13 protein-coding genes and 2 pseudogenes are annotated in these 15,521 nt (G+C 66.5%); 9 read left to right on the top strand and 6 right to left on the bottom strand.

Annotated features, from left to right (window positions below):
* Positions 1-123 precede the first annotated feature (123 nt).
* Positions 124-341, bottom strand: a pseudogene (locus HOV91_RS35245) (integrase core domain-containing protein); the annotation flags it as partial.
* A 466-nt stretch (positions 342-807) separates the two neighbouring features.
* On the opposite strand from HOV91_RS35245, the gene HOV91_RS35235 reads away from it, so the two are divergent.
* The gene (locus HOV91_RS35235; protein ID WP_174189553.1) at positions 808-1,455 is read left to right on the top strand and encodes a hypothetical protein; all 648 of its coding nucleotides are present in this window, start codon (positions 808-810) and stop codon (positions 1,453-1,455) included.
* 294 nt (positions 1,456-1,749) lie between these two features.
* On the opposite strand, the gene HOV91_RS35230 is transcribed toward HOV91_RS35235, so the two are convergent.
* The 3 genes and pseudogenes from HOV91_RS35230 to HOV91_RS35220 all read right to left on the bottom strand — a co-directional run bounded on the left by HOV91_RS35230 (position 1,750) and on the right by HOV91_RS35220 (position 3,975).
* Positions 1,750-2,160 (bottom strand): DUF4189 domain-containing protein, encoded by a 411-nt coding sequence (locus HOV91_RS35230; RefSeq protein WP_174189554.1) that lies wholly within the window; start codon positions 2,158-2,160, stop codon positions 1,750-1,752.
* A gap of 295 nt (positions 2,161-2,455) precedes the next feature.
* A pseudogene (locus HOV91_RS35225) lies at positions 2,456-2,947 on the bottom strand (enoyl-CoA hydratase-related protein); the annotation flags it as partial.
* Positions 2,944-3,975 (bottom strand): NAD(P)H-dependent flavin oxidoreductase, encoded by a 1,032-nt coding sequence (locus HOV91_RS35220; protein ID WP_174189552.1) that lies wholly within the window; start codon positions 3,973-3,975, stop codon positions 2,944-2,946. The gene HOV91_RS35220 and the pseudogene HOV91_RS35225, both read right to left, overlap by 4 nt.
* Before the next feature lie 208 nt (positions 3,976-4,183).
* Here HOV91_RS35220 and HOV91_RS35215 point away from each other — a divergent pair, with 208 nt between their 5' ends.
* Both HOV91_RS35215 and HOV91_RS35210 read left to right on the top strand, forming a co-directional pair.
* Entirely contained in the window at positions 4,184-4,777 is a 594-nt protein-coding gene (locus HOV91_RS35215) for a TetR/AcrR family transcriptional regulator (RefSeq protein WP_174189551.1), read from the top strand.
* A gap of 289 nt (positions 4,778-5,066) precedes the next feature.
* The gene (locus HOV91_RS35210) at positions 5,067-6,698 is read left to right on the top strand and encodes a CocE/NonD family hydrolase (RefSeq protein ID WP_174189550.1); all 1,632 of its coding nucleotides are present in this window, start codon (positions 5,067-5,069) and stop codon (positions 6,696-6,698) included.
* 813 nt (positions 6,699-7,511) lie between these two features.
* Here HOV91_RS35210 and HOV91_RS35205 read toward each other — a convergent pair.
* Positions 7,512-8,333, bottom strand: a complete 822-nt coding sequence (locus tag HOV91_RS35205; protein ID WP_174189549.1) for a GDSL-type esterase/lipase family protein — start codon at positions 8,331-8,333, stop codon at positions 7,512-7,514.
* A gap of 357 nt (positions 8,334-8,690) precedes the next feature.
* Here HOV91_RS35205 and HOV91_RS35200 point away from each other — a divergent pair, with 357 nt between their 5' ends.
* The 4 genes from HOV91_RS35200 to HOV91_RS35185 all read left to right on the top strand — a co-directional run bounded on the left by HOV91_RS35200 (position 8,691) and on the right by HOV91_RS35185 (position 12,927).
* On the top strand, positions 8,691-10,103 hold the full coding sequence (locus tag HOV91_RS35200) for a DHA2 family efflux MFS transporter permease subunit (RefSeq protein ID WP_217441480.1): 1,413 nt from the start codon (positions 8,691-8,693) through the stop codon (positions 10,101-10,103).
* A gap of 143 nt (positions 10,104-10,246) precedes the next feature.
* Positions 10,247-11,935 (top strand): AMP-dependent synthetase/ligase, encoded by a 1,689-nt coding sequence (locus HOV91_RS35195; protein WP_174189547.1) that lies wholly within the window; start codon positions 10,247-10,249, stop codon positions 11,933-11,935.
* An 89-nt stretch (positions 11,936-12,024) separates the two neighbouring features.
* Positions 12,025-12,576: a TetR/AcrR family transcriptional regulator gene (locus tag HOV91_RS35190; protein WP_217441479.1), complete on the top strand. Its 552-nt coding sequence runs from the start codon at positions 12,025-12,027 to the stop codon at positions 12,574-12,576.
* An 18-nt stretch (positions 12,577-12,594) separates the two neighbouring features.
* Positions 12,595-12,927, top strand: a complete 333-nt coding sequence (locus tag HOV91_RS35185) for a CocE/NonD family hydrolase C-terminal non-catalytic domain-containing protein (RefSeq protein WP_174189545.1) — start codon at positions 12,595-12,597, stop codon at positions 12,925-12,927.
* A gap of 49 nt (positions 12,928-12,976) precedes the next feature.
* Here HOV91_RS35185 and HOV91_RS40325 read toward each other — a convergent pair whose 3' ends face one another.
* Positions 12,977-13,300 carry a TetR/AcrR family transcriptional regulator gene (locus HOV91_RS40325; RefSeq protein ID WP_246351392.1) on the bottom strand — a complete coding sequence of 108 codons (324 nt, stop codon included), beginning with the start codon at positions 13,298-13,300 and terminating at the stop codon, positions 12,977-12,979.
* Between the two features lie 362 nt (positions 13,301-13,662).
* Between HOV91_RS40325 and HOV91_RS35175 the strand changes: the two genes are divergently transcribed.
* Together HOV91_RS35175 and HOV91_RS35170 are read left to right on the top strand one after the other, a co-directional pair.
* Entirely contained in the window at positions 13,663-15,291 is a 1,629-nt protein-coding gene (locus tag HOV91_RS35175) for a CocE/NonD family hydrolase (protein ID WP_174189544.1), read from the top strand.
* A gap of 47 nt (positions 15,292-15,338) precedes the next feature.
* A partial coding sequence (locus HOV91_RS35170) for an AMP-binding protein (protein ID WP_246351397.1) occupies positions 15,339-15,521 on the top strand: 183 nt, incomplete at its 3' end.

The following is a 15,521-nucleotide window of genomic DNA, read 5'->3' as shown; positions in this document are numbered from 1 at the left end:
TCGCTAACCCGAAATACCGGAGACCTCACCCATACGCCAACGCGGCCAACAACTCCCACCGAAACACTGACACGCTGACACCACCACGCGGTGCCACCCCATCAACTCACTTCGAGACAGAACCTAGTTGTATGAGGCCGTGACGTTGGTGACGCCGATGTGTAGGCGGCTGGCTGTGGTCGGTTTCCGGCGGCGGAGTGTGGTCGATGGTAGTTGTAGTGGACGTTCCGGATCCCTAGTGCGTCGGCGCGTTGGGTTTCGCTGGTCCATTCCCGGACGTAGCGGAATTGCTCGGCCAGGATCCGGTGATAGCGCTCGACCTTGCCGTTGTGGACCGGTCGAGCAGGCCGAGCTCGCCGACCGGCGAAACCTGTTGACCCACTTACTCGCACACTGACGTGACAGGCACCTCTCGGCGGCGACATGAGCGATCGGCCGGGTCTGGCAACGGTGGACGAGCCGGTAGCGGCCCTCGACGGTCAGCGGAGCATTACCGTGAATCAGGGCGGTTCTTTCGGCTTGCGGCGGACGTGGGAGTTGGCGCTTCACATCCTGCCGCCGAAAGAACCGCCCCTCAGCACACCACCCCTGACCCGCGTCACCAACGTCACGACCCGCAACAGCTAGTGGAGTCCGTAGATGAATGGGGCACGGCTCGGTCGCGGGGCCAGTCGAGCCGAAGACGCAGGCAGGGGCTTGACGCATCGTCAACAGTGGGCACAACCTCGCGCCGCCAGCGGGTTACGGTAGTAGAGATCTCTCGCATGACGTTGCTGCCGGTCTCGCCGGAAAGGATACTTTGAAAGCATGACTGAAGGACCGCAGCACTGGCTGTACACGTCATCACGCGAACACCAGGTTGTCGTTCTGAAGAAGACTCCTGTCGTGTCCTATCCCTTCGGGACGCAGCCGGAATCGTCATCCAGCGACAGCGATGCTAGGCATGCCTCGGCCGCCACCGGTGGTGTCTCGGTGGAAGACCCAAGGATCATGCATACCCGGCCGAGTCTGTCAGGAGTGGTGGATGCCGCTGCTGATGAGCGTAACGACACGCAGGAGACATCCGCAGCCGCCTCCAGCTGGCCGTCGACGCCACTCGATCCGGGGCACACCGAGGACACCCACCCCGCGCCTTCCGCGGCGGCGGCAACCACGAACAATCCCGAATTCGCCGTTGAACCCATGCCGCAGGCGCAAGCCCTCGCGCAGGTGCGCAAGCACATACTCACCCGCGATTCCGGCACCGACAACGCCTCACTGGGAAGGTTGGCAGCCGAACGCTTCAATGTCGGCTGGATCGTATACACACCAGCGGGCGGGGGCCGCCGCGCCACCGCGATCTACTACGTCGCCGACGACGGAGAACTCGAAGAAACCTCTTGTGCGGCCGATCCATCCACCTACCGCATATCTGTCGAACAGCGGTTCTGGCAGCGCCGGGCCCTGTTCGGATAAATCCCCCAGTCCCCGGCCGTCTACCGACACCTCGACCGCGACCACCCGTAACCAGCAACTACGGCATATCCGCCCGAAATTCGGCCAGTCGGCGCCCCCTGGATCGGAACTTCTCCTTGCATCACAAACATTGAGCCACAGCCGCCGACATCGACTCAAACTATTTGATGCCGTGGTCTTCAAGGCGTCGCCTCATCAGATGCACTGCGCCAGGACACGGGACAGGATCCGGGACTGTCGGAACAATCAGACAGTCCCGCCCGACATTTTACCGAGGCCCGTGCGGGGACTAGATCAAGGCCGGGTGCAGGCGTGGTCGCGATTGAACGAGCCGGCGCTTCCGGTGCCGGTGGGGAGGTTGCGGGTGGCGTCTGCGTATGCCTCCCCTGGGGTCGCCCCTTTACCGAAGCCCACGATCGGGAACCCTGCGACGATCGCGAGCGGACTCGTCACGACTGCACCGCAGCCGTTCGCGAACGTCACCATCATCCGGCAGTCGATGATGCCTTGACCCTTGCACGCTCGGTCGGCGGCTCGAATGGCGTCGGCTTCCGTCGGGTGGTTGACCGAAAACGCGTAGACATTGCCCCACACGCTGAGGGAAACGGCGCCCCAGTTGACCGGGTCGGCGGCGGCGGACGGTGCCGCGAGGACGGCAGCGGCGCTCACCGAGAGCGTAGCGGCCGCAAAGGACTTGTTGAACATGTGGTGTGTGCTTCCTCTGCGCGCCGACTAGGTGCGGCGATCGCATGGAGGATACCGCAGCGCATGGACGCGAGGTCGCCCCAAAAGTCTTGGGGTCACGGCAAAGACCATCACGAACTGCGGCGTTCGTGAGGGCCGAGATCGATGGGGCTCGCGCGCCACTGATGGCCTGTGCCGGCCGCGGCCGCCACGCTGGCCCGAGCATGCGCTTCTCCAAGGAGGCGGTCTCCCCGGCCGGATCCCGCTGGGTAGCGCGCCGCACTCCGCCTCTATTGCCGCGGGATCTGTGTGAGCGCAGTGCGGCGGTGACGGCGCTGTACATGGTGGTCTTGATGGCGCCGAGGGTGGCGGGATTCTTTCCGATGACCGGTGCGATCCGGTCGAGCGCGCTGCCGAGCAGCTCGGATTCGGCGGCGGTGGCTTCGACGATCCCGGCGATCTGTGCTTCGACGCCGCCGAACCGGTGGCCGGTGGTCATGGCGGTGACGGCGGCTTGCGCGCTTAGTTCAGCTTGGATGAGCGCGGCCATGCCGGGGGTGAAGGGGATGTCGATGTCGACCTCCGGGAAACAGTAGTAGCCGCGGTCGGCGCGCATGAGGCGGTTGTCGTGGGCGAGGGCGAGCATGGCGCCGGCGCCGAAGGCCGATGGTCACCAGGCCTGGGCGTCGCGCTCGGCCGCGTCGAGGTGGGCGTCGATGGTGTCGAGCCAGTCGGGGGTGAAGCGGTTGTCGTCGTCGCCGAGGGTCAGTACGGCGATCGTGTCGTGGTAGTCGAGGGTGGCGGTCATGCGAGGGTCCCTCCGGAAACACTGTGAGCAACAGGGTGAGTGCGTTCGGCGGACCTCGCAGGGGTGAATCTCTGCGCGAGTTCGCGTCTAGCTCGGTCGTATTGCTCGGCGAGGCGGCCGACGAGTTCGGCGGTGCTGTGGCCGGCGGTGATCACGCCGATGCCTTGTCCGGCTCCCCAGATGTCGCGCCAGGCTTTGGCGTCGAAGCCGGTGGAGCCGAAGTTCATGGCGGAGGGGTCGGAATGGGGCAGGTTGTCGGGGTCGAGTCCGGCGGCGACGATGCTGCCGCGGAGGTAGTTCCCGTGTACGCCTGTGAACAGGTTGCTGTAGACGATGTCGGCGGCGGAGGAGTCGGCGATCATCTGCTTGTAGCCGGGCACGGCGTTGGCTTCCTCGGTCGACAGGAACGCCGATCCGATATAGGCGAAGTCGGCGCCGGCAGCCAGGGCCGCCAGGATCGAGTTGCCGTGGGCGATGGCGCCGGACAGGGCCAGGGGGCCGTCGAACCATTCGCGGATCTCGCGGACCAGTGCGAACGGTGATTGGGTTCCGGCGTGTCCGCCGGCGCCGGCGGCGACGGCGATGATGCCGTCGGCGCCCTTGTCGATCGCTTTGCGCGCGAAGTGGTTGTTGGTGACGTCGTGTAGCACGATCCCGCCGTAGGAGTGGACGGCGTCGTTGATTTCGGGTCGTGCGCCCAGGGAGGTGATGACGATCGGTACGCGGTGTTCGGCGATGACGGCCATGTCGTGGTCGAGGCGGTCGTTGGAGCGATGCACGATCTGGTTGACAGCGAAGGGTGCGACCACCGCGCCGGGGTTGTCGCGGGCGAAGGCATGGTTGCGTTCGGCGATTTCGCGCAGCCATTCGTCGAGCATGTTCGCCGGGCGGGCGTTCAAAGCCGGGAACGAGCCGATGATCCCAGCTTGGCATTGGGCGGTCACCAGATCGACGCCGGAGGCGATGAACAGCGGTGATCCGATTACCGGGAGTGTGAGCGGACCGGCGAGCGCGGGAGGCAGCGCCACGGGAACTCCTTCGACGGTGGCGGTTTACGGGTGATCGAAGGCGAGGTTATTGCTCCCGCTCACGCTATGCAACAAGTTGCATAGCGGGCGAGTGGGTGAGCGGCCCCAGCTTGGAAGGGCTGCGGGCACAACTGCCGAGGCAGGAGGGATCTTGGCGTCAAATCGAGTTACGTTTGTTATCTATAACACACTTGTGCACAATGGGGAGATGGAAATCGAGCTGTCAGGCAGCCCTCGGTCCGGCGATCGCCGGGTGCGGCGGACGCGGTCGGCGTTGGTCGCCGCGGCTGTCGAGCTCGTGAGCGAGCGGGATTCGACCGAGGTCTCGGTGACCGAGTTGGCCGAGGCCGCGGATGTGAGCCGCCGGGTGCTGTATCAACATTTCGGTGATCGGGAGACGTTGTTCGCCGAGGCGGCGGCGGAGTTGCTGCGGCAACAGTTGCTGCCGCGGTTGCGGCGTGACGACGGAATCGACATCGGCGCGACAACCCTGGCGATCGCCGAGCACTTCGCCGAACATCGGCGGTTCTACCGCGCCGTGCTGGCCGGATCCTGCGCCTACGCCGTCGGGAGGACGCTGGCAGCCGTCTTCCATCCTTACAGCGCCGCCGCCGCTCATCGGATGTTCGGCCCGCTCGACGACCGTACCGCCGCCGAAGTAGCGAACTTCTTCACCGGCGCGACGACGGCCGCGCTGACCGAGTGGCTGACCGAAGCGCCGAGCCCCTTGGATCCGGACGAGTTCACCCGGCGCTTGGCCCGCATTCAATCGGTCCTCGAAGGAGCGACCCGCCGGTTTTGACCGCTTCGGGTTGAGACTGCCCACTCGCGCCGGCGATCCGACCCGCTTCGCGATCAGGCCTCCAGCCGACCGGCCAGTTAAGTAACGCTTGTTCTTTTAAGAACATTTGTGCAAAATGTTGGGGTGGGCGTTGCGGCTCACGGTGCGACCCGGCACCGGTGTCGTACGCACGCACTACAGGTGCCGCGGGCAGAGCGGACGGGGCCGACCAAGCCGATCTCGGACTGCCCGGAGCATTCAATCCATGCCGCCACCGCGATTGCGCGGCCGGCGCGTACGAAGGACTTCGATGAGAACACCCCCGCTGTCAAGCTTGCTCGCCCAACGGATGCTGAAGCTGTCGCCGCCGCCGACGCGAGACGTGCGGATCGAGCGCGGGCTGCGGATTCCGATGCGGGACGGCACGGTCCTGCTCGCAGATCGTTACGCACCGCGCAGCGGCGGTGACGGCTTGCCCACCGCGTTGATGCGCGGACCATACGGCCGGGGCGGGGCGATCGCGTTGCAGATGGCACGGCCACTGGCCGAACGGGGCTATCAAGTGCTTTATCAGAGCAGCCGGGGCACGGCCGGTTCGGGCGGTGAGTTCGATCCGCTGCGCGACGAGCGGCGCGACGGCTTGGACACTATCGACTGGATCTGCAAGCAGCCCTGGTTCGGGGATTCCTTGGTGCTCTATGGCATGAGTTACCTCGGCTACACACAGTGGGCGGTAGCGGATCAGGTACCAGCGCAGGTCAAAGCCATCATCCCGGCGGTGACCAATTCCGCGATCGCCCTGAACTGGATGCGCGAGGATGGCTTCGCGCTGGAGTCGGCGCTGGGATGGGGTGTACTGACCGATCTGCAGCGCCGACCCCAGGCGACGATCCGTTTCCTGGTCGGTAGCCGCCGCCGTCATCGCGCCGAGTGGACGCTGCCGCTCTCCGAGGCTGACCGTGTCGCGTTGGGTCATCGAGTCAAGACGATTCAGGACTTCCTGGTGCACAACGGCTCCGATCCGTACTGGGCCGAGGCGGACATGAGCGACAAGGTCAAGGACGTCGAGGTCCCGGCGAGCCTGGTGGCCGGCTGGTTCGACGTCTTCCTCGCCAATCAACTGCGCGACTACATCGCGTTGCAGCAGGCCGGCCGTCCGGCCCGGCTGACCGTGGGGCCGTGGTCGCACAATTCCCCGGAGGTCGTCTCCACTGCAGTGCAGGAGGTCCTCGGGTTCGGTATGGCGCACGCGCGCGGGATCGAGCCGGAGCACCGCGCGCCGGTGCGGGTGTTCGTGATGGGTGCCGAGACGTGGCGCGACCTGCCCGCCTGGCCGCCCGCGGGATACGCGCCGGACCGGTTCCACCTGCACCCGGGCGGCAAGCTCGCGCAGGAGCGGCCCGAGCTGGCGACGAGCCCGGACGAATACCGCTACGACCCCGCCGATCCGACGCCGATCCTCGGCGGCTCGCGCCTGCTGCCCGGTACGACGGCTGGTCGTGTCGACAACGCCGCGGTGGAGGCGCGCCAGGATGTGCTGACCTATACCAGCGATCCGCTCACCGAGGAACTCGAGATCATCGGTGACGTCGCCGCCGAGATCTGGTTCCGATCCAGCGCATCCCATGCGGATGTGTTCGTGCGGCTGTGCGACGTCGACCCCGCCGGGCGCTCCATCAATATCTGCGACGGCCTGACCGGCGTAGCCGACGCCGACGAACTTCGCTGTGTGACTGTGTCGTTGAGTCCCACCGCGTACCTGTTCAAGCGCGGCCACCGGATCCGCATCCAGGTGTCGAGCGGGGCGTTCCCGCTCTACAACCGCAATCTGGGCTTCGGCGATTCCCGCCGTGAAGCCACACGGATGCGGGTCGCCGATCAGCAGGTGCACCACGGCCCCGAGCATGCGTCGGCGATCATCCTGCCGGTCCGGAGAGGTTGAGAGCGCGGACACGAACGGGAAGAGAACCTCGTCGAGGAGCACGATGCAGAACGAGTCGCTGTCGCTGGCGACTCTCTGCGCTGCGCTTCAGCCTTTTTCGGCGATTCCACCTGGACCGGCGGCCGATCGCGGAGCAAGACCTACAAGGAGGTCGGCGCCGAGTCCGCACGGCTTGCCAACCTGTTGCACAGCCTGGGTATCGGGGGCGAACCGCGTCGACACGTTCCTGCGAAACACCAGCGAGCAGCATCGCGGTGCTGGGCGGTAAGCGAGGTATTGCAGGCGCGGTGAACATCCGTCCGCACCGTCACGCTGCGCGCGCCGGTGGTCGGCGGTGCGGCCGCAACGCCGACGCTGATTCGGGCGCTGCAGGACGAGCACGGTGGGCAGCAGCGTCGCCCGTTCGCGGCCGGGGCGCGGATCCAGGAGCGGCGGTGTGCCTACCGCATGACCGCGGGTCACTTCCCCGCCGTCGCCGCCATCCGGTCGTCGCTGCGGCAGCCGCGACCGATGTCCGGGACCCGCGGTGGGACGAACGCCTGTCGTGGCGGTCGTACTCGCCGAGGGCGCGCACGCCGATCCGGCCGAGCTTCGGAAGGTCCGTGTCCGGGATTCCGAATACCAGCGTGGGCGGATTCGACAACAAGCGGCTGTGCAGCCGCTGCACCAACGGCTCGCTCGCGGCGGACCCTGCCCTGAACCCTGCACCGCGGGCATGCGACCGGCCCTCGAAAGCTCTGTGGCCGATTGGTTCGGGCAGGCAAAACGGTGCCGGTGACCATCGCCGGGCGATGGTCACCGGCACCGGACTGGTCATCGGGCGAGGAACGCCTCGGCGATGAGAGTCGCGCTGTACTCGCGTCCCGTGCGGGTGGGGTGATAGGCCACGCCCTCGTCGCCTTGGCCGAGCCCGGTGGCGGTGACGTAGCGCTTCCCGTCGGGTGCGCAGACGCTGTTGGCGCCGTCCTGCCACCGGTTGAGCATGATGAATCCAGCCCGTGCGGCGGCCGCGGCGACCTCGTCGTTGAGCCGGCGCTGCAGACGGTTGCCGAAGTCGACGATGTCCTGGGTCAGGATCGCATCGATGAAGCAACCGGCGATGGTGTCGGGCAGGATGCGGTGGTAACCCAGCACGACGACCGTGGCATTGGGTGCCTTCGCCCGGATGAGGGCATAGGTGGCGTCGAGACTGGTGGAGAGGCGGTCGAGCTTGGCCTCAGCGGCCCGCCGGACGTCCGCGGTGCAGTTGCTGCCGGTCAGGCAGTTGACGAGGAAGTCCATGAAGAAGTCCTCGTTGTTGGCCCCGATGGAGAGCGAGACGTAGGCGGTCCGGTCCGAGAGCGCTTGCGAGGTCTTGGTGATGACATCGGTGGGGGTGCCCCCGCAGGCCCAGTCCGCGAAGCTGACCCCCGGAAGCCGTTGCGATACAAGGTGCCCGACGTCGTCGCCGGCCTGCACGCAGCCCTCGGCGATGGTCGTGCTCGTATACGAGCCAGCTGCCACGAAAGAGTCACCAAGCGAGACGTACTGCGCGTCGCGCGGACCCGGATCGGCCCCTACCGGAGCGGCGGATGCCGCGGCCAGAGCCAACGCCATCAAGGCGGTGCCTGCGTATCCGAGAACCGGAATCTTCATGGTGTAACTCCTGACGACGTCGTCGGTGGAAAAGCCGCAGCGATCCGGCCCACCGGGGGCGCGGGCTCAGCCCCTGGACTGCGGGTCCGCGGCGGCGAAAAGGGCGTTGCCCCCTCCAGATCATGCACATCTGTGACTCACAGCACAAGTGTTACGTTCCGTTTGTCGACCATGCCGCCCACTCGATACCGTGGAAGTTAAGTAACACTCGTATATTTAGTGGCAAATGTGCGCAACTCGGTTGGGAACCCGAACTCCCCTCCGGGGGTTGGTGCCGGCCGACACTCGGACTGCGCCACGGAGAGACCGTCCATGACACCTCCATCCCTGACCGCATCGACAGAGTCCGCTCGCGCAGTGAATACCCGGCCGCTGATCGCGCTGCTCGTGTGCGCGGGTTTCGTGGTGGTGCTCAACGAGATGATCATGGGTGTAGCGCTGCCGCGGCTGATGGTCGAACTGGCGGTGTCGGCGACTGCGGGACAGTGGCTGACCGGCGGGTTCATGCTCACCATGGCGGTGGTCACCCCGCTGTCGGGCTACCTCCTCGGACGACTGACCCTGCGGTCGGTCTACTTCGGCGGGATGGGGCTGTTCTCGGCGGGCACTGTGCTGGCCGCTGCCGCTCCCGGCTTCGAGGTGCTTCTCGGCGCCCGGATCGTGCAGGCTTGCGGTACCGCGGTCATGATTCCACTGCTGATGACCACGGTCTTGCAGGTCGCGGCGCCGCAGCGGCGCGGCCGGGTGATGGGCGCGGTCTCGGTGGTGCTCGCGGTCGCGCCCGCGATCGGGCCTGTGCTCGCCGGGGCGATCCTGTCCGGCTTGGGGTGGCGCTGGATCTTCGTGCTCGTCGCTCCGGTCGCGCTGCTCGTGCTCGGCCTCGGCGCGATCTGGGTGCGGGAGGTCGCCGAACCGCGCGCGATCCATCTCGATGCGCCCTCGGTGTTGTTGTCGGTCTTGGCCTTCGGTGGTCCGGTCTATGCCCTGAGCAGTCTCGGCGAACCGCACTCCGGCCGCACCGGCCTCGCGATCGGACTCCCGGCGGCCGCCGGATTCATCGCGCTCGGCTGGTTCGTCGCCAGACAGCGACGGTTGCAACGCGACGATCGGGCGCTGCTGGACCTGCGCACCTTCGCCTCACGATCGTTCGGCCTGGCCTTCGTTATGGTGCTGCTGTCCACGGCGGGGCTGTTCGGGGCGCTCGTGCTGCTCCCGATCTACCTGCAGCAGGTACTCGGGCTCAGTACCGTGACGACCGGCTTGGTGATGCTGCCGGGCGGCCTGACGATGGGGCTGACCGCACCGGTGGCCGGACGGCTGTACGACCGGCTCGGGCCGCGCCCGCTCATCATCCCCGGCATGATGATCTGCACAATCGCGCTGGCGGTCATGGCCTCCATGGACGCGCACACCGGTGTCGGGCGGGCGCTGACAGCGCACCTGCTGCTGTGCCTGGGCTTCGCTCTCGCCTTCACGCCGCTGCTCACCTCCGCGCTCGCCGATCTCCCGACCTCGCTCTACGCCCACGGCAGCGCCCTGATCAACACGATCCAGCAGGTCGGAGGCGCCACAGGAACCGCTCTGTTCATCGCTGTCATGTCGACGCACTCGGCGATAGGCGTCGGCGTGAACGCCTCTTCCGAGACCGCCGCCCAGGGCGCCCGCGCCGCATTCATCGCCGGCGCCGCCATCGTGCTCACCGCGACGGCACTGGCACTGCTGGTCCGCAGATCCGGCCCGCCGCCGCAGCCGGCATCGACCCGGAACTGAGACTGCGGGCACGGACGCAACGCATTTTGGAAACACTTGTGCTTTTGTAAACAGATGTGCATTATCTGTAGCGATAGGAGTAGGCAGGTCCGCACCAGCGGTCCCACCGGCCACTCCGACTCGACACAACAGGAGGAACCCCGGTGACAACGGCGCGCCACGACGAAATCCACCAGCTGTTGACCGACGCACGAAGCGTCTGCGATCTTCTGCGGGCCACCGCCGACAAATATCCCGACCACATTGCGCTGCGCTCCTACGAAACCGGGGTGGAATGGACCTACCGGCAGGCGATCACACGGATCGGAGCCGTCGCCGAGCGACTGCGCGAACTGGGCGTGGCTCGCGGTGACACGGTGGCGCTGATGATGCGCAACATCCCGCAGTTCCACATCGTCGACGCGGCCGTGATGATGCTGGGCGCGGTGCCGTTCAGCGTCTATAACACCTCTCCCGCTGAGGACGTCAGGCAGGTGCTCACCAACGCGGGCGCGCGTGTGGCGATCGCCGAATCGGGCTTCGTTCCCGTGCTGCGCCGCGCCACCGAAGTGGGGGCGCCGCTCGGGCAACTGCTGGCTGTCGACGCGGCTGCCGAAGACGGACAGGATTTGTTGGCCGAACTCGCGGCAGAGGAAACAGGTTTCGACTTCGGTGTCGCCGATGAAGTCGGTCCCGACGATCTGCTCACCCTGATCTACACCTCGGGCACGACCGGCCCCTCCAAGGGAGTCGAGCTGACCCACGCCGGCATGCTCACCCAGCTCCGCGGTATCCACGCTGTTCATCCGCTCGACGGTCACGGCCGCCAGATCAGTTTCTTGTCCGCCGCCCATGTAGCCGACCGATGGACCTCGCACTATTCGGCGTTCATGACCTACGCCAACACCCTGACCTGTGTTGCCGATGCCGCGAACCTCCCCGCTTGTGTGGCCGAGATCGAGCCGACCGTCTTCGGGGCCGTGCCCCGAGTGTGGGAGAAGTTCAAGACCGCCCTCGAGCTGCAGTTCTCCGGCGACCTGTTGGCCGAGGTCGTCGCGGATCCCTCGCTCGGACAACGCCTGCTCCAGCGGCTCGGACTCGGCTCCACCCGCTGGGCGGTGACCGGCGCGGCACCGACACCACGCGCGGTGATCGACTTCTTCGTCACGCTGGGCCTGCCCCTGTGTGAGCTGCTGGGAATGTCGGAAACTTCCTGCGCGATCGCGACGAACACCCCGGACGATCTGCGCCCCGGCAGCGTCGGACGCGCGCTGCCCGGTGTCGAAGTCGCGTTGGCACCCGACGGAGAACTGCTCGTTCGCGGCCCGCAACTCATGCGCGGCTACCGCGGACAGCCCGAGAAGACCGCCGAGGCGATCGACGCCGAGGGCTGGCTGCACACCGGCGACATCGCCAGTATCGAGGACGGGACGATCTGGATCATCGACCGCAAGAAAGAACTCCTGATCACCTCGGGCGGAAAAAACTTGTCTCCGGCCAACATCGAGATGGCAGTCCGCTCCGCGGGCAATCTCATCAGCCAGGTCTGTGCGATCGGTGACGGTCTGCCGTATGTCGTCGCACTCGTCGTCGTGGACCCGGCCGCTGCCGGCGCGAGCGATACTTCGCACGGCCTCTACGAGCAGGTGAACCAACAGATCCAGCGAGCCAACACGACCCTCGCACGGGTCTCGCAGATCAAGAAATTCAAGATCCTGGACAGCGAGTGGACGCCGGGGGCCGAGCTGACGCCCACGTTGAAGCTGCGTCGCGCCGCGATTCTCGACAAATACGCCACCGAAATCGCGGAGCTCTACACTACGAACTCAGTCGGGGTCGGAAATGTCACTTAGTTAACACTGGTAAATTTCTGCACAACTGTGCAGTATTGGAAGATGTGAATGTCGAACTTTCAGCCCAGGGGGCAGTGACCGATCGGCGCGTGCGCAAGACGCGAGCGGCGTTACTGGCGGCGGCGGTGCGGCTGGTCGAGGAGCGCGGCACCACCGACATCTCGGTGACCGACCTGGCCGAGGCCGCCGACGTCAGCCGGCGCGTGCTCTACCAGCACTTCGGCGACCGCGACGCGCTGCTCGCCGCCGCGGTCGCGCAGCTGCTGACCGAGGAACTACTGACCGGCTCCACGCTCGGCGACATCGGTGTCCTGCCCACCATGCTCGACACCGCCCGCCATTTCGCCGCGCATCGCACCTTCTACCGGGCCATGCTGGTCGGATCCTGCTCCCACGCTGCCACGCGCACGGTCGCACAGTTGTTCCGGCCCTACAGCATCCTCGGCGCCCGCGAGTTGTTCGGTGACCTCGACGACGCCACCGCTGTCGAGGTCGCCGACTTCTTCACCGGCGGCACCACAGCGGTGCTCAGCGAGTGGCTCATCGAAGCACCCGAACCATTGGACCCGGTCGCCCTCGCCGAACGCATGGCAAGGGTCCAAGCCGTCATCAGCCCCCGCATTTCCGGCAGCGACCATTGAACGACCGAACACGAGCGTGTGGCCCGGTTCGTGGACCGGATCTCCTGCAGCGGTTACGCGAGCGCCGGACTGCCGGGACCGGCGCAGGCGCACGCGGTCTTCGGGATTGAGCGAGTCGTAGGCGGACTGGTAGGAGGACCACGCCGCGAGCGCGCTGCCGACGGGTTCCTCGCTGATTACCGGATCCGTGTCGATATCTCCAGCAGCGACTTCCCGCAGTACGACCGCAACACCAATACCGGCGGACAGATCAACGCCGAATCCATCGGGGCCGCGGTGATCGCCACCAACACCATCCACACCGGCCCCGTCCATCCCGGCCGGATAGTGCTACCGATCATTCAGCGGTAGGCGATCGGCACCCCGAGTCGGCCCGCCCGGTGCTCGCCGGCGCGGTCAGTTACTTCGGTTTGAGCAGACCGTCGTCGCTGATGTCGCGACCGCTGCCGTCGAGTTGTTCGTCGCGGCAACCGATAGAGCCGGCCGTGCGTTCTCGGCGGCAGGTTTTCCAGGATCTTCGTCGCCCATGTGGCGGGTACCGCATCCGTGCCCGCCGCGCGCATCGCGCTCGTGACGGTGAGCAGCATCCCGGCGGACAGGAATAGGGCTGCGACACGCCCGCTCGCCGGGCGATCTCATCGGTGCGGGTGGCGGCGTAGCCGGATTCGGCGAACGCGGAGACCGCCGCGCGTAGCACCTGCTCGCCCCGCCGGGAGGCCGTCATCCTGGGTTTTGGTCGCCATGCTGCTCCGTTTATGCGAAATGGCCACAAAACGTAACACTTGTGCATTTATATACATGTGTTTAGCATCAGTTGCTGTGGATGCGGCACTCCCGGACAACCCCGAAAGCCTGAATCAACGAGTGCGCGGCGGTCGGTCGGGCGTTGCTCACATCCGCCGTAGGTCGGATGACTCGGCGAGAGACGTCTGATGTCTTGCATCAAGCTGACCCGCACCGTGGCTGCAGATGGCTGGTCGACGAATCCGACACTGCGCCGACCTCAGGGGTCACCCAGCGCATGGCACATCCGATCCGTCCGCACCGGCGCGTAGCTGCGTCCGCATAACTCCAGGGAGGACCCCCATGAGAAGACCCTCTGCGGCCAGCCTGCTGCTGCAGCGAATGCTGAAGCTGCCGCCCCCGATTACCCGAGATCTGGTTGTCGAGCGTGATCTGCAGGTGCCCATGCGCGATGGCGCCATCCTGTTGGCCGATCGATGGGCCCCTCGCTCAGACGGCCAGGGCCTGCCCACGGTGCTGGTGCGCGGCCCCTACGGTCGCGGTGGGCCGATCGCAGCGCAGCTGGTCCGCCCGCTGGCCGAGCGGGGCTTCCAGGTAGTGATGCAGAGTGCACGCGGTACCGGTGGCTCCAGCGGAAGCTTCTTTCCGATGCGGCACGAGCGGCTGGATGGACTCGACACCGTCGAGTGGGTGTGCAAGCAGCCGTGGTTCGGGGACTCGATCGTGCTCTACGGGCCCAGCTACCTCGGCTACACCCAGTGGGCGATGGCAGACCACCTGCCCGCCCAAGTCAAAGCGATGATCCCGGCGGTGACCGAATCAGCGCTAAGTCTGGAATTCCTGCGCAGGGACGCCTTCAACCTGGAGGCGGCGTTCGGGTGGGGCGCACTGGTCGACATGCAGAAGAGGCCGTGGGCCACCCCCCGGTTCCTGATGGGTGCCCGGCGCCGCCGCCGCGCCGAGCTGACACTCCCGCTGTCGGACGCCGACCAAGTGGCGCTGGGCCACCGATCGGAGATCATTCAGGACTTCCTCACACACGACTCCGAATCCACGTACTGGGCCGGAGCACGTCACGACGACAAGGTCGCCCAGGTCGAGGTTCCGGTGAGCATGATCACCGGCTGGTTCGATGTTTTCCTGCAAGGCCAGCTCCGCGACTACATCACGCTGAAACAGGCCGCGCGGCAGCCACGCCTGACGGTCGGCCCCTGGTCACACACCTCGCCGGAACTCAACTCGGTACTGGTGCACGAAGCCCTCGACTTCGGGTTGGCACACGCGCACGGCGCCGATCCCAGCGACCGGGCGCCCGTCCGGGTGTATGTCATGGGCGCTGAGCAGTGGAGAGACCTGACCACCTGGCCGCCACCGGGATACGCCCCCCGCCGCTACCATCTACAGCCCGCCGGACGGCTCGCGGCCGAACCACCACCGCAGTCCCACCCCGATAGCTATCGCTACGATCCCGCCGACCCCACCCCTGCGGCCGGCGGAAACCGGCTGCTGCCCGGCATCGAGGCCGGCCGCGTGGACAACACAGCGCTGGAAGCACGACCCGATGTCCTCACCTATACCAGCGACGTACTCGACGACGATCTCGAAATCATCGGCGATGTCTGCGCGCAGATCTGGTTCCGCTCGAGCCGGCGTCACACCGATGTATTCGTTCGTGTCTGCGAGGTCGATCCCACCGGACGCTCGACCAACATTTGCGATGGCCTCAGCGGCCTCACCGGAGCCGACGAACTCGCGTGTGTCACCGTCGCTCTGACCTCGACGGCGTATCTGTTCAAGCGTGGCCATCGCATCCGCGTCCAGGTCTCCAGCGGCGCGTTCCCCCTCTACAACCGCAACCCCGGCACCGGTGAACCCCGCCTGACCGCCACCACACTGCAGAGCGCCTCTCAGCACATCCATCACGACCCCGACCACCCCTCCGCCGTCCTGCTTCCCGTGCGAACCCGCTGACCCCACCACAAGGTAAAACCGTGACAGACATAGCATTTCCCAGCACCATGCAGGACGAGCCGTTGTCGCTGGCGACGTTGCTGCGCTACGCATCGACGTTCGCCCAGGTGCACTCCTACAGCGAGTTGCTCGGCGCGCAAGCGGACACCTACGACTTCCCGGTGATCGACGAGCGCTCCGCCGCTGCGATGTGCTACACCTCCGGCACCACCGGCGATCCGAAGGGCGTG

The sequence above is a fragment of the Nocardia barduliensis genome, from assembly GCF_013315795.1.
Lineage (GTDB): Bacteria > Actinomycetota > Actinomycetes > Mycobacteriales > Mycobacteriaceae > Nocardia > Nocardia barduliensis.
Note: the sequence above shows the minus strand (reverse complement) of the source record. Positions and strands in the feature narration are given on the sequence as shown.

What these genes read in the sequence shown, in the direction of transcription:
- HOV91_RS35235 (WP_174189553.1), top strand. Translation starts at nt 808, where the DNA reads ATGACTGAAGGACCGCAGCACTGGCTGTACACGTCATCACGCGAACAC.
- HOV91_RS35230 (WP_174189554.1), bottom strand. Translation starts at nt 2,160, where the DNA reads ATGTTCAACAAGTCCTTTGCGGCCGCTACGCTCTCGGTGAGCGCCGCT.
- HOV91_RS35215 (WP_174189551.1), top strand. Translation starts at nt 4,184, where the DNA reads ATGGAAATCGAGCTGTCAGGCAGCCCTCGGTCCGGCGATCGCCGGGTG.
- HOV91_RS35210 (WP_174189550.1), top strand. Translation starts at nt 5,067, where the DNA reads ATGAGAACACCCCCGCTGTCAAGCTTGCTCGCCCAACGGATGCTGAAG.
- HOV91_RS35205 (WP_174189549.1), bottom strand. Translation starts at nt 8,333, where the DNA reads ATGAAGATTCCGGTTCTCGGATACGCAGGCACCGCCTTGATGGCGTTG.
- HOV91_RS40325 (WP_246351392.1), bottom strand. Translation starts at nt 13,300, where the DNA reads ATGACGGCCTCCCGGCGGGGCGAGCAGGTGCTACGCGCGGCGGTCTCC.
- HOV91_RS35175 (WP_174189544.1), top strand. Translation starts at nt 13,663, where the DNA reads ATGAGAAGACCCTCTGCGGCCAGCCTGCTGCTGCAGCGAATGCTGAAG.